At 38.4% G+C, this 22,138-nt stretch carries 15 protein-coding genes; all 15 read left to right on the forward strand.

What is annotated here, in order from left to right:
• Positions 1 to 215 precede the first annotated feature (215 nt).
• Positions 216 to 1,142, forward strand: coding sequence for a UDP-N-acetylmuramate dehydrogenase (gene murB, locus DWZ63_RS07885; protein WP_118499401.1), 927 nt, complete (start codon positions 216 to 218; stop codon positions 1,140 to 1,142).
• 16 nt (positions 1,143 to 1,158) lie between these two features.
• Positions 1,159 to 2,037: an RNase adapter RapZ gene (rapZ, locus tag DWZ63_RS07890; protein ID WP_055945812.1), complete on the forward strand. Its 879-nt coding sequence runs from the start codon at positions 1,159 to 1,161 to the stop codon at positions 2,035 to 2,037.
• Positions 2,037 to 2,999, forward strand: coding sequence for a DNA-binding protein WhiA (gene whiA, locus DWZ63_RS07895; protein WP_118499403.1), 963 nt, complete (start codon positions 2,037 to 2,039; stop codon positions 2,997 to 2,999). Before rapZ ends, whiA begins: the two co-directional genes overlap by 1 nt.
• 38 nt (positions 3,000 to 3,037) lie before the next feature.
• Positions 3,038 to 3,298, forward strand: coding sequence for an HPr family phosphocarrier protein (locus tag DWZ63_RS07900; protein WP_022015187.1), 261 nt, complete (start codon positions 3,038 to 3,040; stop codon positions 3,296 to 3,298).
• Between the two features lie 86 nt (positions 3,299 to 3,384).
• Positions 3,385 to 6,852 carry a DNA polymerase III subunit alpha gene (locus DWZ63_RS07905; protein ID WP_118499405.1) on the forward strand — a complete coding sequence of 1,156 codons (3,468 nt, stop codon included), beginning with the start codon at positions 3,385 to 3,387 and terminating at the stop codon, positions 6,850 to 6,852.
• Between the two features lie 178 nt (positions 6,853 to 7,030).
• A complete protein-coding gene (gene pfkA / locus DWZ63_RS07910) occupies positions 7,031 to 8,008 on the forward strand; it encodes a 6-phosphofructokinase (protein ID WP_022015189.1) in 978 nt (325 codons plus the stop codon).
• A 94-nt stretch (positions 8,009 to 8,102) separates the two neighbouring features.
• Entirely contained in the window at positions 8,103 to 8,420 is a 318-nt protein-coding gene (locus DWZ63_RS07915) for a hypothetical protein (protein WP_055945820.1), read from the forward strand.
• A gap of 501 nt (positions 8,421 to 8,921) precedes the next feature.
• Positions 8,922 to 10,853 (forward strand): DNA gyrase subunit B, encoded by a 1,932-nt coding sequence (locus tag DWZ63_RS07920; protein WP_118499407.1) that lies wholly within the window; start codon positions 8,922 to 8,924, stop codon positions 10,851 to 10,853.
• 18 nt (positions 10,854 to 10,871) lie between these two features.
• The gene (locus DWZ63_RS07925; RefSeq protein WP_118499409.1) at positions 10,872 to 13,124 is read left to right on the forward strand and encodes a DNA topoisomerase (ATP-hydrolyzing); all 2,253 of its coding nucleotides are present in this window, start codon (positions 10,872 to 10,874) and stop codon (positions 13,122 to 13,124) included.
• Between the two features lie 107 nt (positions 13,125 to 13,231).
• The gene (locus DWZ63_RS07930) at positions 13,232 to 14,500 is read left to right on the forward strand and encodes a diaminopimelate decarboxylase (protein WP_118499411.1); all 1,269 of its coding nucleotides are present in this window, start codon (positions 13,232 to 13,234) and stop codon (positions 14,498 to 14,500) included.
• A 276-nt stretch (positions 14,501 to 14,776) separates the two neighbouring features.
• Positions 14,777 to 15,055 carry a flagellar biosynthesis anti-sigma factor FlgM gene (flgM, locus tag DWZ63_RS07935; protein WP_055945832.1) on the forward strand — a complete coding sequence of 93 codons (279 nt, stop codon included), beginning with the start codon at positions 14,777 to 14,779 and terminating at the stop codon, positions 15,053 to 15,055.
• 50 nt (positions 15,056 to 15,105) lie between these two features.
• Complete coding sequence (locus DWZ63_RS07940; protein ID WP_172794185.1) at positions 15,106 to 15,618, forward strand: flagellar protein FlgN; 513 nt, start codon at positions 15,106 to 15,108, stop codon at positions 15,616 to 15,618.
• A gap of 198 nt (positions 15,619 to 15,816) precedes the next feature.
• Positions 15,817 to 17,802: a flagellar hook-associated protein FlgK gene (gene flgK / locus DWZ63_RS07945; RefSeq protein WP_055945834.1), complete on the forward strand. Its 1,986-nt coding sequence runs from the start codon at positions 15,817 to 15,819 to the stop codon at positions 17,800 to 17,802.
• Between the two features lie 103 nt (positions 17,803 to 17,905).
• Positions 17,906 to 20,080 (forward strand): flagellar hook-associated protein FlgK, encoded by a 2,175-nt coding sequence (flgK, locus tag DWZ63_RS07950; protein WP_118499413.1) that lies wholly within the window; start codon positions 17,906 to 17,908, stop codon positions 20,078 to 20,080.
• Between the two features lie 251 nt (positions 20,081 to 20,331).
• Positions 20,332 to 21,888 (forward strand): flagellin, encoded by a 1,557-nt coding sequence (locus DWZ63_RS07955; RefSeq protein WP_182431463.1) that lies wholly within the window; start codon positions 20,332 to 20,334, stop codon positions 21,886 to 21,888.
• Positions 21,889 to 22,138 lie beyond the last annotated feature (250 nt).

The following is a 22,138-nucleotide window of genomic DNA, read 5'->3' on the forward strand; positions in this document are numbered from 1 at the left end:
CGCTGGCAGGTTTATGAATGTAAGAAATGAAAGGCTGAACTGTTACAAAAAAGTGTAAGTTCAGCCTGCTCGTAAAAACTTGCAACTAATACCGGCAATGTGATATAAATATAAGAGGATTATAAATTAGTATTTGTTATAGCTGCAGAATTAACAAAACATATAATAGTTTCACAAAAAGTGATATAAATGCATTTAAAAAATTGGAGGTCAGCATGGCTGAAACTGAAATCGTAAAAAAACTTATTGATATAAATGGAGAACAGTGTGTTTCTGAGTCAGAAGCGATGAGCAGACATACTACATTCAGGATAGGAGGCCCGGCAAGGGTATTTGTCAGTTCTGATAATATAGATAAGATAATAAAGACAATAGAATTACTTAAAAAAGAAGAACAGGAATATTTTATTCTAGGTAACGGAAGTAATCTTTTAGTTGCAGATGAGGGATATAATGGGATAGTAGTTTCTACGGAAAACTTAAAGGAACTTAATATAGAAAAAGAAGATGGCGATATGACATATATCTATGCACAGGCAGGCGTGATGCTTTCAAGAGCAGCAGTTCTTGCTTCTGAAAGTTCCCTTACAGGATTTGAATTTGCAGGGGGAATACCGGGAAGTATAGGCGGAGCGGTTTCGATGAATGCGGGAGCATACGGGGGCGAGATTAAAGATGTAATAGTCAGTGCGGATGTTCTTATGGAGGATGGAAGTGTCGTGAAAATGACAAATAAAGAATTAGAACTTTCATATAGAAACAGTATAATACAGAAAAAAAATCTAGTAGTTTTATCAGCTGAATTTGCTTTAAAGAAGGGCAAAAAAGAGGAAATACTTGCAAAGATGAAAGATTTTTCGACAAGGAGACGGGATAAACAGCCGCTTGAATATGCAAGTGCCGGAAGTACATTTAAAAGACCGGAGGGATATTTTGCCGGAAAACTTGTCGATGATGCAGGGCTAAGAGGTTACCGTGTCGGAAATGTCATGGTGTCAGAGAAGCATTGTGGATTTGTCGTAAATGTCGGCGGTGGAACCTGCGAGGAAGCAAAAGCTGTTATAACTCATGTAAGAGAAGAAGTAGAGAAAAAGTTTGGAGTCATACTTGAAATGGAAGTAAGAAAACTAGGATGGAGTTAAAGAAATGAGGATGAATATGCGTTTTGTAATAGTTACGGGAATGTCAGGAGCCGGGAAAAGCTCAGTGCTTAAAATGCTTGAGGATATAGGATATTTTTGTGTAGATAATCTTCCGGTAAAGCTTATACCAAAACTTACAAAAATGTTTATATGTGAAACTGACAGCATAGAAAAACTGGCACTTGGTATAGACATCAGAAATCTTGAGGGACTTTCACATCTTGATAAAACACTCAATGAAATGAGAGAAAACGGCTATCCGTATGAGATACTTTTTCTTGATGCTGACAGCAATGTGCTCGTTAAGAGATATAAAGAGACAAGAAGAAATCACCCTCTTGCCTTGCAAGGCAGGGTTGACAAAGCGATTGAGGCAGAGAGAGAAGAACTTCAGTTTATAAAAAAACACGCCGACTATATTATGGATACAAGTCATATGCTGGTGCGTGAACTCAAACAGGAGATTGACAAGATATTTTTAGAAAACGAAGAGTATCAGAACTTTTTTATCACGATACTGTCATTTGGATTTAAATACGGGATACCGGCAGACTGTGACCTTGTTTTTGATGTGAGATTTTTACCAAATCCGTACTATATTCCGGAGTTAAAGAAAAAAACGGGAAATGATTTTGAAGTGTATGATTATGTTATGAAATCGGAACAGGCAAAAGAATTTGATGAAAAATTATTTGATATGATAAAATTTCTTGTTCCAAATTATATCACTGAGGGAAAAAACCAGCTTGTTATAGGAATAGGCTGTACGGGAGGAAAGCATCGTTCGGTATCACTTGCAAATGCACTTGCAAAGCATATGCAGGAACTTCCATACAGTCTTAAAGTTGAGCACAGGGATATAGAAAAGGATGCCAAAACAAAGGGAGAAAATTAATGTCGTTTGCAAGTGATGTAAAGGAAGAAATTGGAAAACAGTATGACAAAGGAAGACATTGTCAGATAGCCCAGCTTGCAGTGATATTCGCACTTACGGGACATATAAAAAGAGATTTTAAAAATGAAAATTACATTGAAATGCGAACAGAGAACTTGACAGTTGCAAAGAAATCCTATATGTTATTAAAGTGTATGTTTGACATATCGCCGGAAGTGATGATAAGAACGCACAATCTTATGGCTCGCTCAAAAAACTATTTTATCTGTATAAAAGACAGGGAAAATGTACTTGAAGTGCTAAGAACGATAAAACTTTTAAGTGATGAGGACACATGGGGAGATTTTAATGCCGTAAATCAGCTTATAATCAGGAACACTTGCTGTAAACGGGCGTTTCTGCGTGGAGCATTTATGGTTGCCGGTTCAGTTACCAACCCTCAAAAAGGCTATCATCTTGAGATAGCCGTGACAAGTGTCTCACTTGCACAGCAGTTAAAAGAAGCAATGAGTTGTTTTGAAATTGATGCGAAGATAGTCGAGAGAAAAAAATATCAGGTCGTCTATATAAAAGAGGGGGCACAGATTGTTGATTTTTTAAATGTCATAGGAGCACATAAGGCACTTATGGAATTTGAAAATGTACGCATTGTTAAAGAAGTGCGCAACTTTGTCAACAGGCAGGTGAATTGTGAGACTGCAAATATTTCAAAAATAGTAAATACTGCTGCAAGGCAGATAGAAGATATTAAGTATATTCAATGTAATAGGGGGTTTAGTGCACTTACGGACGGACTAAAGGAAATAGCCGAGTTGAGACTTGAATATCCTGACAGTTCCCTGCAGGAACTTGGAAAGATGCTTGACAGACCAATAAGCAAGTCAGGTGTCAATCACCGTCTGAAAAAACTAAGCAATATTGCAAACGAAATCAGACAGGAAAAGGAAAATATGAATTTATAAAAATTTTAAGTAATCTGTCTGATAAAAGGAGGAACAACATGATTACAAAAAAGATTCAGATTCAGCTTCAAAATGGTTTGGAGGCAAGACCGGTAGCCGTATTGGTTCAGGTTGCAAGCCAGTACAACAGCAGCATTTATGTTGAGTGTGATGATAGAAAAGTGAATGCAAAAAGTATCATGGGTATGATGACACTCGGACTTACGGCAGGCGAGGAAGTTGTAGTTTCGGCCAATGGAGATGATGAGCAGACAGCAATGGATGATATAGTAAAGTACTTAAGCACAGCCAATGCATAGAAAAGTATTGCCTGAGATAAAGTTTAAAGCGGACGGTTGCATTAGGCAGCATAGTTCGCTTTTTTATATTTAGAAAGGGGAAAGTCATGAGTTTTACGCATCTTCATGTCCATACACAGTATTCACTGCTTGACGGTTCCTGTAAGATTGGTGAGATTGTGAACAGGGCAAAGGAGCTTGGTATGAAAAATCTTGCCATAACAGATCACGGAAATATGTATGGTGTTATAGATTTTTACAGGGCAGCAAAGGCGGCAGATATAAATCCGGTCATAGGCTGTGAGGTTTATGTTGCACCGGGGTCAAGATTTGAGAAGAAAAATGACAAAGGCGAGGGCAGATATAATCATCTTGTTCTGCTTGCAGAGAATGATAAAGGTTATGCCAATCTTATGAAGATTGTTTCAAGAGGATTTACCGAGGGTTTTTATTATAAGCCAAGAGTGGATTATGAAGTGCTTGAACGGTTTCATGAGGGAATTATCGCTTTGAGTGCCTGTCTTGCAGGTATCGTTGCAACAAATTTAAGACAGGGATTTTATGATGAGGCAAAAAAAGAAGCACTCAGGTTAAGGGACATATTTGGAGAGGACAATTTCTTTTTGGAACTTCAGGATCATGGAATACCGGATCAGGCGACCGTAAACCAGGGATTGCTCAGGATGAGTCAGGAGACAGGTATAGAACTTGTTGCGACAAATGATGTGCACTACATAATGGCTGATGATGCGAAAGCACATAACATACTTCTCTGCATACAGACACAGAAAAAGGTTACCGACGAGGACAGGATGAGATATGACGGTGGTCAGTATTATCTCAAGTCTGAGGACGAGATGAAACAGCTTTTTCCGTATGCACTTGAAGCATTGGAAAATACGGAAAAGATTGCAAACAGATGTCATGTCGAGATAGAATTTGGCAATTACAAACTGCCGCAGTACGATGTACCTGACGGCTATACGGCATGGGAATATCTAAATAAACTCTGTAATGAGGGACTTGTAAGAAGATATGGAAATCCTGACAAAGAACTTAAAGAGAGACTTGAATATGAGCTTGAGACAATCCACACAATGGGATTTGTCGATTATTTTCTTATCGTGTGGGATTTTATCAAATATGCGAGGGACCACGGCATAAGCGTAGGACCGGGACGAGGTTCGGCAGCGGGAAGTGTCGTATCCTACACACTTGGTATTACCAATATAGACCCGCTTAGGTATGACCTTCTCTTTGAGCGTTTCCTAAATCCGGAGCGAGTTACAATGCCCGATATAGATATAGATTTTTGTTATGAAAGACGGCCTGAAGTCATAAAATATGTAATGGAAAAATACGGAAAAGACCGTGTTGTTCAGATAGTTACATTTGGAACTATGGCCGCGAGAAATGCCATAAGGGATGTGGGTAGAGCATTAGACCTGCCGCTTAATTTTGTCGATACTGTGGCAAAGGCAATTCCTATGGAACTTGGTATTACGATAGAAAAGGGACTTAAGGAAAATCCTGAATTAAAAGCACTTTATGACAGTGATGAGCAGGCAAAAAATCTTATAGATATGTCTATGAGACTTGAGGGACTGCCACGCCATACATCAATGCACGCGGCGGGAGTTCTTATAAGTCCTGAGGCAGTAGATGAGTTTGTACCGTTGTCGAGGGCATCCGACGGAACAATAACAACGCAGTACACCATGACGACCTTAGAGGAACTTGGCCTTTTGAAGATGGACTTTCTTGGTCTTAGGACACTCACTGTTATCCAGAATGCGGCACACATGGCAGGACTTGCCGATGACACTATGATGGATATAAATTACGATGACAAAAAAGTGTTTGAGATGATAGGAACAGGAAAAACAGAGGGTGTGTTCCAGCTTGAAAGTCCGGGTATGAGGCAGTTTATGAAAGAACTTAAACCTCAGAACATGGAGGATGTTATAGCAGGTATCTCACTTTACCGTCCCGGACCGATGGACTTTATACCAAAATATATTGCCGGAAAGACAAACCGTGACAGCATAGTTTACGATTGTCCACAGCTTGAACCGATACTTGCACCGACATACGGCTGTATCGTGTATCAGGAGCAGGTAATGCAGATAGTAAGAAATCTTGCAGGCTACAGTTTCGGGCGAAGCGATCTCGTGCGCCGTGCGATGGCAAAAAAGAAAACAAAAGTCATGGAGGCAGAGCGTAAAAACTTTGTGTATGGCAACGGGGAAGAGGGTGTAAAAGGCTGCATCGCAAACGGAATAGATGAAAAAACGGCAAACAAGATATATGATGAGATGATAGATTTTGCCAAATATGCTTTCAATAAATCACACGCAGCGGCATATGCAGTCGTGTCATATCAGACCGCATATTTAAAATGCTATTATCCCGTTGAATTTATGGCGGCACTTCTCACATCAGTAAAAGACAATACCGCAAAAGTAATCTCATATATAATGAGCAGTAAAAGTCTTGGTATAGACATACTGCCGCCCGATGTAAACGAGGGATTCAGCAGATTTCATGTGGCAAACGGGGCAATACGCTTTGGAATGTCAGCCATAAAAGGTGTAGGAGAGCCGGTTATCGAAGCAATCGTGGCGGAAAGAGAGCGTGGCGGGAAATTTGAGTCAATGCATGATTTTATGATGCGCCTCACCTCAAAAGAGATAAACAGGCACACGATAGAAAACTTTATAAAAGCAGGGGCACTTGATTCTATGCCCGGAAACCGCCGTCAGAAAATGATGGTTTATGATTCTATGTTAGATGCCGTAAACAGGGAAAAGAAAGATGCCATTGCAGGGCAGATGTCACTTTTTGATATGGGTGATGATGACCTTGACAAAGCGAATGAGATAAAGTATCCCGAAATTGATGAGTATGCAAAAGAAGAACTTTTGGGATTTGAAAAAGAAGTTCTGGGTATATATATAAGTGGGCATCCTTTAAATGATTATACGGAGCTTATGGAAAAAAACTGCACAAATACATCTCTTGACTTTATGGTGTCTGAGGATGATGAAGAGTCATCTGCAAAAGTCGAGGACGGACAGAATGTTATTGTCGGCGGTATGATAGCAGATAAAAATGTAAAAGTTACAAAATCCTCAAACAAACTTATGGCATATATACAGCTTGAAGATCTTTATGGAACTATAGAGATAACAATATTTCCGAGGGATTACGAGAGACTTAAGCCGCTTCTTACTGACGATGCGAAGATATTTGTCAGGGGCAGGGTTCAAACATCGGAGAACAGAGCAGCAAAGCTTATCTGCCGTGATATAATACCTTTTGACAGAATACCGTGCGAATTGTGGATACGGTTTGAAAATATGGAGGAGTTTGTTGATAAAGAACAGGAATTATATAAAAACCTCCTGCCATATGATGGAAAAGATTTAGTATGTATATATGTTGCAAAAGAAAAACAGGTTAAAAGACTTCCAAAAAGCAGAGGTGTTGATGCGAGAAAACTTGTAAAAGATGACAATTTTAAGTTTATGCCGAAAGAGGCACTCGCAATTCGTGAAAAGAGTATTGAAAAATAATTGGATTTGCCGTAAAATTATGTTGGATAAATGAGAATAAGTAATAGTAAAATTTATGTAAGGACGATTACGGTTACTGTACGCACTTTGTGTGTCAGACAAAACTTATTGTACTATACTTATTGTTTCGGAAAATTTATACTAACGTTTTTATTTGACGATACTTAAGGAGGACATTATGAGTAATGCTGTTAAGACTATTGGTGTACTGACAAGTGGTGGTGATGCACCAGGAATGAATGCTGCGATAAGGGCAGTTGTCCGCACCGGAATTTCAAACGGATTAAAAGTAAAAGGAATCAGGAGAGGATATGCAGGTCTTTTAGAGGAAGATATCATAGACATGAACAATCTTTCTGTATCTGACATTATCCAGACAGGCGGTACTATTCTGTATACTGCAAGATGTCTTGAATTTAAAAAGAAAGAATATCAGAAAAAGGCAGCAGATATCTGCCGCAAGCATGGTATTGACGGTATAGTTGTTATCGGTGGTGACGGTTCATTCAACGGAGCGAGCAGACTCTCAGAGCAGGGTATAAACACTATCGGAGTTCCGGGAACCATTGACCTTGATATTGCCTGTACCGAGTACACTATCGGATTTGATACGGCTATAAACACAGCTATGGAAGCCATCGACAAATTAAGGGATACATCCGAGTCACATGAACGATGCAGTGTTGTAGAGGTTATGGGACGCACGGCAGGTCATATAGCACTTTGGACAGGTATAGCAAGTGGTGCTGAATATATACTTACTACAGAGAAATATCATGGTGATATTCAGAGAATTATCACAAAGATACAGGATAGAAGAAAACTCGGTAAGAAAAACCATATTATTGTAAACGCAGAGGGAGTAGGAAACTCAGCAGAGATGGCAAAGATAATCGAGGTTGCCACAGGTGTAGAAACAAGAGCTACAATACTTGGTCACATTCAGCGTGGCGGTAATCCTACATGTAAGGACAGAGTATTTGCATCAGCTATGGGTACAATGGCAGTTGAGCTTTTATGTGAAGGTAAGAGCAACAGAGTTGTAGGATACAAAGAAGGAGAGTTTGTAGACTTTGATATCCAGGAAGCACTTTCAATGTCAAAAGACCTTGATCCATACTTGTTCCATATTACACATAAACTTACAACAAGATAGAAAAAGGTAATTACGAAACTGATTACAGGTTGTGTTAATTGCACGATATAATTACGGATAATCATAGTTTCGTAAACATTTAAGGAGGTTTTATATGAAGAAATTTTTAAAATTTGTTGCGGGAGTGGCGGCAGTTGCAGGTGCAGCCTGCGGAGTTGTTTATTGCCTTAAGAAATTCTGCGGAATCGATCTTTTAAACAGAGATGAAGATTTCGATGAGTTTGACGAGGAATTTGATGAAGATTTCGACGATGACTATGACGATGCTTCAGATGATGACGAAGAATCAGATGAAGAAAACGAGACATCAGATGATGACGAATCAGGTGACAGAGAATATGTAACACTTGATATGGATGGTGAAGAAGCTTCGGAGAAAGAAGATTCAGAAGAAGAAAAAGCAGAGGACTAAGTTGTTCACTGATTAAAATTAAAAATCTGTGTGGTTTTATGTAACAGTTCAGCACAAAAAAGATAAGTCAATAATACATGAGCTTGCTCAATGTATTATTGACTTGTTTTTTGGGGCGGAATAGCCTTTCATTTATGAAATGAAGTAAACTTAAGCTGCATAGCAGCGACTGACAGCCTGCTGGCAGGTTTACGAATGTAATAAATGAAAGGCTGAACTGTTACATTTTATATCGGACTGCACAGATTTTTTTTGCATTTTTTAAGATTTTCTGTTATAATATGCAAATGTTTGTTCGTGTCAGTTTGCTGCTGATATTTATTTTGTTCTGATATATACAGTTTTGTTATGTGAAAATTAAGAACAACAGACAGACGGCAGATAGTGATTTATTAATAGGGAGTTGCGAGACTCTTATAACAAACAGTCTTGTAATTACCTGTGATTTAATCTACTCTCGGAAGATACCGGGAGTAGATATTTATTAAAATGGAGGGCGTAATGAGCGACTATACAGGAAAAGAGATAGTGATACTTGAAGGACTTGAAGCAGTCAGAAAAAGACCGGGTATGTATATAGGTTCTACCGGTTCGAGGGGGCTTCACCATCTTATATGGGAAATATTAGACAACAGTATAGACGAACATCTTGCGGGATTTTGTAATGAGATACATATAACGATGAAAAAAGACGGAGGAATCAGCATAGAAGATAACGGCAGAGGAGTTCCGGTAGATATACATCCGACAAAAAAAGTATCGACGGTGCGTGTGGTATATACGATACTCCATGCGGGCGGCAAATTTGGAAACTCAGCCTACAAGGTGTCAGGTGGGCTTCACGGTGTTGGTTCGTCAGTAGTAAATGCCCTTTCAACACATATGACAGTTGAGGTGAAAAGAGGCGGACTTGTTTACAGAGATGAATATAAAGACGGCGGTCATCCTGTTACGGAACTTAAGAATGGTGCCTTAGAGCCGGTCGGTAAATGTGCAAAATCAGCGACGGGAACAAAAGTAACATTTTATCCTGATGCTGAGATTTTTGAGACTATACATTTTAAGGCGGAAGTCATAAAGAAAAAACTTAAAGAGATAGCATATCTTAACAAAAATCTCAAACTTGTATTTAAGAATGAAAATGACGGCGAGGAGAAAACATATCTTGAAGAACATGGCATAAAAAGCTTTGTTTCATATATAAACAGGGATGCTCATGTACTCCATAAAGAACCAATTTATTTTGAGGGGACAAGCGGGGATATAGAGGTCGAAGTGGCTCTTCAATATACTACAAACTTTTCTGAGCAGATAAATCCATATTGCAATAGGATAAATGTAGTAGACGGCGGTACACTTGTGACAGGATTTAAGATGGCACTTACAAGAGTTATGAACCAGTATGCGAGGGAACTTGGAGTGCTCAAGGATAAAGATGAAAATTTCGATGGAAAAGACATAAGAAACGGACTTGTGGCAATCATTTCAATAAAGCATCCTGACCCGCAGTTTGAGGGGCAGACAAAGACAAAACTTGGAAACACTGACGCAAAAACGGCGGTGGACGAGGTCGTGACGACAGAGATACAGCGTTATCTCGATAAAAACATAAATGTACTTCAGGCGATACTCGACAACTCCGTAAAAAGTTACAATGCGAGAAAAGCGAGCGACAAGGCAAGAAATACAGTATTAAAGCAGTTAAACGATGTGGATACAAAGAGTAAACTTGCTGCGTGTACTTCCAAAAATCCGGAGGAATGTGAGGTCTACATAGTTGAGGGAGATTCAGCCGGCGGTACAGTAAAAACGGCGAGAAACAGAAAAACGCAGGCGGTTCTTCCACTTAGGGGAAAAATATTAAATGTAGAAAAAGCATCACTTGAAAAAATATTGTTAAATAATGAGATAAAATCAATGATAGCAGCATTCGGTTGTGGCATAGGTGATGAATTTGATATAAATAAACTCAGATATGACAAGATAATAATACTCACTGATGCTGATGTTGACGGAGCACATATAAGCACATTGCTGCTCACATTTTTCTACCGTTTTATGCCTGAACTTATCTATTCAGGGAAAATATACAGAGGTCTTCCACCACTTTACAAGGTTGATTATGAGGCGCTTGACAAAAAGACAAAGAAGAAAAATTCTGAATATGTATTTAATGACTTTGAACTTGAAAAGTTTAGAAAAAATAAAAACAATAAGATAGTAAGCATACAGCGTTACAAAGGACTTGGTGAGATGGACGCGTCACAGCTCTGGGAAACGACACTTGATCCTGAGAGCAGACTGCTCGCACAGATAACGATAAGTGACAGCGTGGATGCGGACGATGCGACGACGACGCTTATGAGCAGTAATGTGCCGCCGAGACGGCAGTTTATAATGGAAGAAGCACAGTATGCAAATCTGGATATATAGTAATTTAAGGAGAATAAAATGAAAACAAAGGAACAACCAATTATTCAGCTTGATTTCTCTGAGGAGATGAGAAATTCATATAGAGATTATGCGATGAGTGTTATCATAGCGAGAGCACTTCCTGATGTCAGGGACGGTTTGAAACCTGTTCAGAGAAGGATTCTTTATGCTATGGATGAGCTTTCACTTGCACCTGACAAACCCCACAGAAAGAGTGCTCGTATTGTCGGTGATACGATGGGTAAGTATCATCCTCACGGTGACAGCTCCATCTATGATGCACTTGTGCATATGACGGAGGAGTATTCGCTTTCACTGCCGCTTGTTGACGGACACGGAAATTTCGGTTCGATAGACGGTGACGGTGCGGCAGCTATGCGATACACTGAGGCGAGACTGTCAAAGACTGCGATGACGATGCTTGAAAATCTCGATAAAGGTCTTGTGCCGTTTGGACCAAACTTTGATGAGAGTGAAAAAGAGCCTCTCGTTCTTCCGGCAACACTGCCAAATCTCCTCATAAACGGAACAACGGGAATTGCAGTCGGAATGGCAACCAATATGCCGCCGCACAATCCGGGCGAAGTTATAGACGGAGTTATCGCATATATGGATAATCCGGAGATTTCAACAAAAGGACTTATGAAATACATAAAAGGACCTGATTTTCCGACAGGTGCGGCGATAACAAACACGGATGATTTGTTTGATATATATGACACGGGCGAGGGAAAGATAAAACTTCGTGCAAAAGCCGAGATAGAAAACGGTACAAATGGAAGAAAAAATATAGTTGTAACCGAGATACCGTACACCGTCGCAGGAAACAAGACAAAACTTCTTGAAAATCTTGTGTCACTTTCAAAAGATAAGGTGTTTGATGAGATATATGATGTGCGTGACGAGTCATCAAAAGAGGGAATAAGGATAGTAGTAGAAGTTAAAAAAGACAGAAATGCAGAAAACCTCTTAAACGGACTTTACCAGAAAACAGCACTTGAAGACACATACGGCGTAAATATGCTTGCCGTAAAAGATAAGCAGCCTATAACATTTACATTAAAAGGACTTGTACAGGAATTTGTGGAATTTCAGGAAGAACTTTACACAAAAGAGTACGAGCATCTTTTAGAAAAAGCAAAGGCAAGACTTGAGATAGTGGCAGGTCTTATAAAAGCAACAGATGTGATAGACCTTATCATAGAGATACTTCGTGGAAGCAATTCCGTAAAACAGGCGAAAAACTGTCTTATAAACGGAGTTACGACCGATATAAAATTCAAGTCTCAGAAATCAGAAAAGGCAGCAGCAAAACTTGATTTTACAAAAAATCAGGCAGATGCGATACTTGCGATGCCTTTAAGTAAACTTATCGGACTTGAACTTTTAAAGCTTCATCAGGAAAACGATCAGCTTCTTTCAAATATAGAAGAATACAACAACATACTTGGAAATATAGCTGAATTGCACAAAGTAATAAAGAAAAGGCTTAAAAATTATAAAAAGCAGTTTGGCAGAGGAAGACGCACAATACTCACAAATATGGACGCAGGAAAATATGTTGAGGAAGTAAAAGAAGAAGACCTCTATGTACTTATTGATAGATTTGGTTATTGCAAATCGGTGGACGAGTCAAGTTATTCGAGAATATCGGCTGAATCATTAAAAGAATACACGCACAAGCTACAGATAAGAAACACTGACAAACTCTGTGTATTTACGAAAAACGGATTTATGCACCAGATAAAAATGTCAGCGGTACCAAAAGGAAGAAACAGGGATAAGGGTGTGCTTATCCAGTCTTTATGCAAACTTGGAAACGATGAAGTGCTTATATATATAGCATTTGAAGACCTGTTTAACTCACAGCTTTTATTTGCTACAAAAAACGGACTTGTAAAACTTGTATCTGGAATAGAGTTTGAAACGATACGCTCAACTATAAATGCAACAAAGCTCGATGATGGAGACGAACTTATAGCAGTCAGACCGCTAAGTGATGAAGAATCCATCTCAGAAGACAGCAGTGTAGTCATAATAACCCACAAAGAAGCATCGCTGAGATTTCCGCTCTCACAGGTAAATGAACTGAAGAAAGCCAGCAAGGGAGTAAAGGGAATAACGATGGCAGCAGATGATTATGCGTGGTATGCGGAGGTTATCTCAAAAGAAACTGAGACGATTGAGCATGACGGAAAGAAATTTTCGGCAAAGAAGATAAAAATACGAAAAAGGAATGACAAGGCATCGAGGTCGAAGATAAGGGAGTAAAATTTCTCCGGTTAGGGTATTGAAACCTAAATTGATTTTTGATACCATAAGAAGTGGTATATTTACTAACAAAGCAAAAGACCGGCTTTAAGAAAGGACGACACAACATGAAAAAGACACCATTTGTAACAAAAGAACAGATTGAAGAAATAGCAAAAACATACCCTACACCTTTTCACATCTACGATGAAAAGGGCATCAGAGAAAATGCGCGCAGACTTAAAAAGGCATTTTCATGGAACAAAGGTTATCGTGAGTATTTTGCGGTAAAGGCAACTCCAAACCCATTTATCTTAAAACTTCTCCAGGAAGAGGGATGCGGTGTTGATTGTTCATCACTCACGGAGCTTATGATGTCAGAGGCTTGCGGCTTTAAGAATGACGATATAATGTTTTCATCAAATGTTACACCGGCAGCTGAGTACAAAAAAGCAAAAGAACTCGGTGCATATATAAACCTTGATGATATTACACATATAGATTTTCTTGACGAAGTTGCAGGAATCCCTGAGACTATCTGCTGTCGTTACAATCCAGGCGGAGTGTTTAAGATGGGAACAGACATAATGGACAACCCTGGAGATGCCAAGTATGGCATGACAAAAGAGCAGATGATAGAAGCTTTCAAGAGACTTAAATCAATGGGAGCAAAATATTTCGGAATACATTCATTCCTTGCCAGCAACACAGTAAGCAATGATTACTATCCTACACTTGCAGGAATCCTCTTTGAACTCGCTGTAGAGCTTAAAGAAAAGACAGGAGTTGAGATTAAGTTCATCAACCTCTCAGGTGGTGTCGGAATCCCTTACACAGAGGATAAAGAGCCAAACGATATAGCAATTATCGGTGAGGGTGTACACAAGAAATTTGATGAGATAATGGTACCGGCAGGCATGGGAGATGTGGCAATATTTACAGAGCTTGGGCGTTTCATGCTCGCACCATATGGCGGACTCGTAACAAAAGCAATCCATGAGAAACATATCTACAAAGAGTACATCGGAGTAGATGCTTGTGCAGTAAACCTTATGCGTCCTGCAATGTACGGTGCATATCACCACATCACGGTACTCGGCAAAGAAAATGAGCCATGCGACCACAAATATGATGTAACAGGTTCACTTTGCGAAAACAATGATAAATTTGCCATTGACCGTATGCTTCCAAAGATTGACATGGGAGATTATCTCTTTATACATGATGCAGGAGCACATGGATTTGCCATGGGTTACAACTACAACGGCAAATTAAAATCAGCAGAGCTTCTTCTTAAAGAGGACGGAAGTGTTCAGATGATAAGACGCGCTGAGACACCAAAGGATTACTTTGCAACATTTGATTTCTGCGACATACTCAAAGATGTTAAATATTAAAAAATAACAAAATATTATGCGATACAATATGCGGACTCAGGTATTGACAATTATTAAACTGTTGCGGATTTGTTCAAATTGCATAAAAAGAAAAAAAGACACCGGTAAAATTTGTCGGTGTCTTTTTGAATTATGTCTGAATACAGGTAAAGTTTTTTTTACTTAAGGTCGATAAATAGTATGAAAATGAAATTTACACATAGTATCGGTGTTGAAAATACAGATACATATGTTGTGGAATCTTTAAATCACAAGTTTTGATTAGGTGGTGATAATATGAGGATAGATGCATTAAATCAGGTAAGTCAGTTATACCAGACGAGCAAACCTAAAAAAGTATTAAAGAACAAAGAAAACGATACATCAGACAAATTTGAAATATCGCAGTCAGCAAAGGATTACCAGACAGCAAAGGCAGCAGTAAAAACTTCTTCCGATATCAGGGAGGACAAAGTTGCTGAACTTAAAGAAGCTGTTACGAGTGGTACTTACAATGTATCAGCGGCAGAAATTGCAGACAAGATGGTAGGTAAATACTTCGATTCGATTTTTTAGAGTAAGCCGTTGGCAGTGGATGCCCCGGTATGAAAAAAGAGGAAAAAGATTTGGCTAGTTTAATGGATGAACTCCTTGAGGTTTTATCAGAGGAGAGAGATATTTATGAAGAGCTTGCACCAATATCGGAGAAAAAAACGCAGGTGCTTATAAAAGAGGATTTAAAAGAGCTCAAAAAGATTACTGACAAAGAACAGTTACTTGTTGACAAAGTAAGTATTGTTGACAGGAAAAGGGAAAAAGTCATTCAGAATATAAGCGTTGTTTTAAATAAGGATTCAAAGGAATTGGATCTTGCCACACTTGGCAATATATTATGTAAGCAGCCGGATGAGCGTAAAAAGCTCAATATGCTTCATGACTCGCTGAGACAGGTTATGAACAGGCTGGTGATTGCCAATCAGAAAAATAAAGAACTTATAGAAAATTCCCTAGAAATGATAGAGTTCAATATGAACTATATTAAAAGCACAAGGATGTCGCCGGGAAATAACAATTATAATCGCAATGCCGCTACAAGCTACACAGATTCAAGCAGAGGCGGATTTGATGCAAAACAGTAGTTCTTACGGAGTATATTCTTAAAGATGCATGGTTTTAAAAACTATGCATTAGGAGTGTACAGCGTATAGCTATAAGCATCTGATAAGATTATGATTATACGGTGTACATTCTTTTTTTGATTTAAACTATAAAAGATGCTCTCAAAATTCTTCGTTCAGAAGATACCGGGAGTGAATTAAAGAGTATGGAGGAAAAAGATGAGCTTATTCGCAAGTTTACAAAACGGGGTTTCCGGATTAAATGCTGCATCATCGGGTCTTAACACGACAGCACACAATCTTGCCAATACAAAGACAGCAGGATATACGAGGCAGCAGACAATCCAGAAGGATATGTATTATCAGACTTTCAAAGTATCAAATAATGGTGCTATGAAGATAGGAATGGGAACATATGTCGCAGATGTGCGTCAGATAAGAGATATGTTTCTTGATAAAGAGTACAGATTGCAGGTCAGCAGACAGACATTCTATGAAAAACAGGTTGAATGTGAGCAGGAAGTAGAGGACATCTTCGGTGAAAATGAGGGTGTAGAGTTTAGAAACTCTATGGAAAGTATGTGGGAAGCTATTCAGAACCTGTCAACAAATCCTGAAAGTGTAGTAAACAGACAGCTTTTTATAGCACAGTGCGAATCATTTATAGAAACAGCAAAAAATGCTTATACAGCCATTACAAAGTATCAAAGCGGATTGAATACGGAAGTGGCGAAACAGGTAAAAGAAGTAAATGATATAGCAGACAAGATAGCAGCATTAAATAAGACGATAGCTGAAAAGGAGGCATCCGGTGTTGAAAATGCCAATGATTACCGTGATCAGCGAAATCTTCTCATGGATGAACTTGCAAAATATACATACTATACCTACAACGAAGATATAGATGGCAAAGTTCAGATATATATAAACAATGCACCACTGGTTATAGAGACAAAGGCATTTCATATGAAAACGGAAAGTGCCACACAGACAGGTCTTTATAATGTTGTATGGGAAAGTAATGGTTTCGGAGATGTCTACAAGCAGGATGAAGCGTATTCGACAGCTAAAAAGACAGATACAGGTACACTTTACGGAATACTTACGGCAAGAGGAAATAAAAATGCAGTTTACAGTGATGTTCCACAGCAGCCCGATCCAAATGATAAAAAGTATCTGAATGCGGATGGTTCGTTCAATCAGACATTATATGATACAGATTATGGCAAATATAAAGACAAGGTTGAGCTTTACAACAACACTATAGGAAATTCAATACTTACACAGGCAGAAGCACAGTTTGACCTTCTTATAAATGGAGTTGTAACAATGTTAAATGATGTGTTCTGCCCAAATCTAAAGGATAAAAATGATGATGACAGGATTACGATAAAAAGTGCAGTTGAGGGTACAACAAAAGATGCAAACGGCAATGATATAACATTTAAGCTCGATACATCCAAAAAATATAAGCTGCTTGATGTCACGAACAGCCCGGTAGGAGCAGATGATGATGAAACTATCGGAACAGAGCTGTTTGTCAGAACAGGTATGTCAAGATATACAAAGATAACTCTTGACCATCAGGTTTATTCCGACAGCTGTGTAGATTCAGACGGAAATCCGCTGGGACTTGCAAAAGACAATGGCGACGGAACATATACATTATATGTTTACAATGAAGAAAATGTATCAATAGAACAAGACAAGACAGACGGCAAATATACATATAATTATCATGATGATAAAGACGGTTACACTGACAAGACAACAATGTACACTATCACAAATCTTCAGATAAATCCTGATATACTTGCTGATTATTCGCTTTTGCCGGTAAAGGAAAATTCAACCGGAGGAGATTCAGGTGCATATGCACAGGATATATATCAGAAAATTCTCACGGCATGGAAGTCAGATTTTGCAGTGCTTGACCCAAATACCAAAACTTCATATACATTTGATGAATATTACAATGAAATGATAGGAAACTTTGGTACAAGAGGAAGTGTATGGCAGACGATAGTAGATAATCAGGAAAAAGAAGTACAACAGGATGAGGAAAAGCGTCAGCAGATAGCCGGTGTATCAACGGACGAAGAACTTGCAAGCCTTTTGACTTACCAGCACGCGTACAACGCAGCGTCGAGATATATAAATGTAGTAAATCAGATGCTTGAACATCTGCTTGAAAGACTCGGATAAAACATATAAATGTACTGTCAGTATCTTCTAAGAACGAATCTATCTCAGGATTTTTCCTTTAGAAGCTGCCGGGAGTACATATAAATTCAGGGGAGGAAAATATATGGCATCAACATTTTTTGGATTAAACATAGCTGTATCCGGAATGAACACATACAATGCCGTGTTAAATACAACAGCACACAACATATCCAATACTAAGACAAAAGGATATTCAAAGCAGGTGGTAAACCAGCAGGCAAAAAATGCATTGTCGCTCAGAACATCATTCGGAATGCAGGGTACCGGTGTTGAGGTTACTGAGATAGCAAATACAAGAGATTCTTATTATGACTATAAGTACAGAAAAAGTACAACAACATTTGGATATTATGATGCGGCAAAATATTATATGAGCAGCATAGAAGATTATTTATATGTAAAGGATGACAAGAGTGGAGGACTTTCAACATCGCTTGATTCATTCTTTAAATCACTTATAAATATGACGACTGATTCCACGGATACAACAAAGAGGGCAGAGGCAGCAGGTTATGCCGATTCACTTGGAGAGTATGCAAGGAAAATGTCAATGAATCTTCAGACACTTCAGAATGACCTAAATACTGAGATAAGTTCTACGGTTAAGCAGATAAACGCATATGCAGAGCAGTTAGCTTCACTTACAAAGCAGATAAATTCGCTTGAAGTGTACGGAGGACAGGCAAACGATCTGCGCGACCAGAGAGCGAGGATACTTGATGAACTTTCGGCACTTGCCGATGTAGAAGTTACGGAAAAAGTTCCTGAGACAGGAAGCGGACTTCATCAGTACATAGTAGCACTCGGAGGTAATATCCTTGTAGACACATATTCATATAAAACAATATCTGTTGAAACATCTGCGACAAAAGACAATCAATGTGATATTCAGGGACTCTACGGACTTAAATGGAGTGACGGTCAGACATTTAATATAAGAAGTACGATACTTGGAGGAAAACTTCAGGCATTATTTGAGATAAGAGATGGAAACAATGGTGAAAACTTTACTGCAAAGCTTACTGACAATGGCAACGGAACCTGCGTAGGCAAGGATGCAAAAGGAAAATCGACCATCACATTATCAGCAGAGTCGATAACGGGAGCTAACAACTGCGATCTTGCAAAACTCAGCATACCGGAGTCAAATGCCTGCCTTACGATAGGAGGCATAGATTATAAATATGATTCATTTGAAGTATCAGTGGCATTGGATGGAACATACACATACACATTTACATTGTCAGAAAATCTTGATGCAACATCGACTACTAACATAGAAAAAGCTTATAAAAAAGGTGATTCGGCATCAATAGGCGATTCGGTAGATTTCAGAGGAATACCTTATTATATGTCACAGCTCAATGAGTTTATAAGAACATTTTCGGCGAATGTAAATCAGCTTCAAAATGCAGGATATGATATGAACAATGACCATGGTGTAGATTTGTTTGTAGGACTTGACAGCAAGACAAACAAGCAGATGGATATGATTGAACTTATCAGAAACACAAAAGATGGTTATTACTATCTCAATGGAAGCAAAGTATTTTCGTTCTCAGGAAATATAGATGACTCTACAGACCCGACGAAAATAACAGCAGGGGCAGATAAAAATGATGCAACACTTATAGATTACCTTAAAAACAATGAATATACGATAAAAAAGGATTCAGAAGAAGTTGTAAGCAAAAACGGCATAAAAGGAAAAATATACACACTTGTCAATAAAGACGGTGATGATACAGATACAATATTTATACCGGATGATGCAAAAAACATCTTCTCATTCAGCTCGTCTTCAACAGAGGATGCAAACGGAGATGTTCATTCATCATATTATGGAATTACGGCGGCACGCTTTCAGGCAAACAAGAATGTTGTAAAAGACGGAAGACTTATGGCAGCAGCTAAATATCCGCAGGAAAAAACCGGTTTATCAGAATCAGGAAACCTTGACAGACTTGTTGCATTGCAAAACGATCAGAATATATTTAAGCAGGGAACACCGACGGCATTCCTTCAGATAATGACTGCAACGATAGGTGTAGATTCAAGTAAAGTTGTCGCAGCAGCAACGAACTCAGAAAATATACAGAAATCCATTGAAAACAGAAGACTTTCTGTGATGGGTGTAGACGAAGATGAAGAAGCACAAAACCTTGTTATCACGCAGAACCTGTTAAATGCACAGTACAGGGTTATTTCAGTTATGAATGAAGTGCTCGACAAGCTGATAAATCAGACTGGAGTATAAAACACCAAACCTGACGGTTTGGTGTAAGAAAATGCTTAACAGCATTTTCCACAAACTGAGAAATACCAGTTTGGAGATTTGGTGTAAGAGAATGTTTAAACAGCATTTTCCACAAATTGAGAAATATTAGTATAACGGTTTGGTGTAAGAGAATGCTAAAAATTTTTTTCTCAAGTTTAAAAGTATAAATTTAGCAGTTCAGTGTAAAAATGTCAGCCGATATTATAGGTGATAAAACAAGGGGGAATAACATGAGAGTTACAAATTCTATGATTTCAAATAGTGCTTCGGCACATATTACAAATGCGAAGAATAGTCTTTTAAAATATTCAGATCAGTACACAACACAGAAAAAGATACAGAGACCTTCTGATGATCCGACAGTTGCCGTTCGTTCTCTGAAACTTCGTACAACATATTCACAGCTTACACAGTATGCTGAGAAAAATGTTCAGGATGCCATGAGCTGGATGGACACAACAGAGACGGCACTGGAAAATATATCAAAGAAGTTTGACAGTATGAAATCATATTTCAACCAGGGTGCAAATGATTATCTCAAGGCAGATGACAGAAAATCAGTATTGAAAACTTTACAGCAGTATGTAAAGTCAATCTTTGAGGATGAAGCAAACACGGACTATTCAGGAAGATATGTATTTACCGGGTACCGTACTGACACATCACTTTTATTTGAGGAAAATACTGACAAGCTTTCATATCAGATAAAAGAAGATTTTTCATATGCTTCATTTGACAGCATCACGGTAGTAACAGGTGGTGCAAATTACAGTGATACAGTAACGGACGGTCAGACATATACAGATGCGACAGCAAAGACAAATAATGTATATCAGTTAAGACTTTCTTACGATAATTGCTCAAAAGATGCATTTAATCAAACAGGTTCAAACGGTACAGGCATAGCAATTTCATTTACATATAAAGATGCGGCGGGAAAGACACAGACAGAGGTTTATGCAGCAGCAGGATATAAAGGAACACCGGCAGCATCCGGAAATATTATAACTCGTGCATCAACAGATACAAACGCATATGATGTAGGCGATGATGAGATGGTTTATCTCTACGATACCGGAGAGGTGCTCGTAGGCAAGACAAAATATGCGGATATACAGACAAAGCAGGCTGATTTCAGTGTAACATATGTAAAAAATGATTTTGAAAAAGGTGACATCAGACCAGAAATGTATTTTGAATGTACAGCATATGATTCAGTCAACAATAAGACAACAAAATATGCAGATCCAAGTAATCAGGAAATCCAGTATGAGATAAACTATAGTCAGAACATAACAGTAAATACGCAGGCAAAGGATGCGATAAGCACGGATATTTACAGAATGGTAGACTATATAGCCAAGACGGTAAAATATGTCGATGAAGTAGAAACAAAACTTGAAGAAGTGGAAAAGATGATATCAAACACTACAGACAAAGACAAACTTGCAACATTAGAAAGTCTTAAGACATCACTCGAAACGGAAAAAGACCTCCGTGGAAAAGTAATGACGGAAGCTTTTGGTATGGGTCTTACGATGGTAGATGAAGCAGGTCAGAAAGTAAGTGTTGCAACATCAGAACTCGGTGCAAAATACAATAGAGCACAGCTCACATACAATAAGCTTCTCGATGAACAGACAGATGCAGAAGATAAGCTTTCAGAAAATGAAGATGTAAGTCTTACGGATGTGTATATAAATCTTACACAGGCGGACAATCTTTATCAGGCATCACTCTCAGCAACGGCTAAGATACTTGGAAATTCACTTCTTAATTATATTTAGAATTTTAGGATGATATGTAAATGGCAATGTTAATTATATTTAAAATTTTATGATGCTATATAGATATACCTGATGATTATATTTGAAAATTTAGAATAATCTGGATTGAAAATAAATAATAAATAAACGAAAATTATTTTATTAGAACAGGTGGAAAGGATGCCGGAGGTGATGAATAGAGGTTCATTACTTCCGGTATTCTAAATATGTACTCTTGGCATCTTCTCAAAACGAGTCATTTCGGCTGGGT

Source organism: Clostridium sp. AF34-13 (assembly GCF_003477845.1).
Lineage (GTDB): Bacteria > Bacillota > Clostridia > Lachnospirales > Lachnospiraceae > Butyribacter > Butyribacter intestini.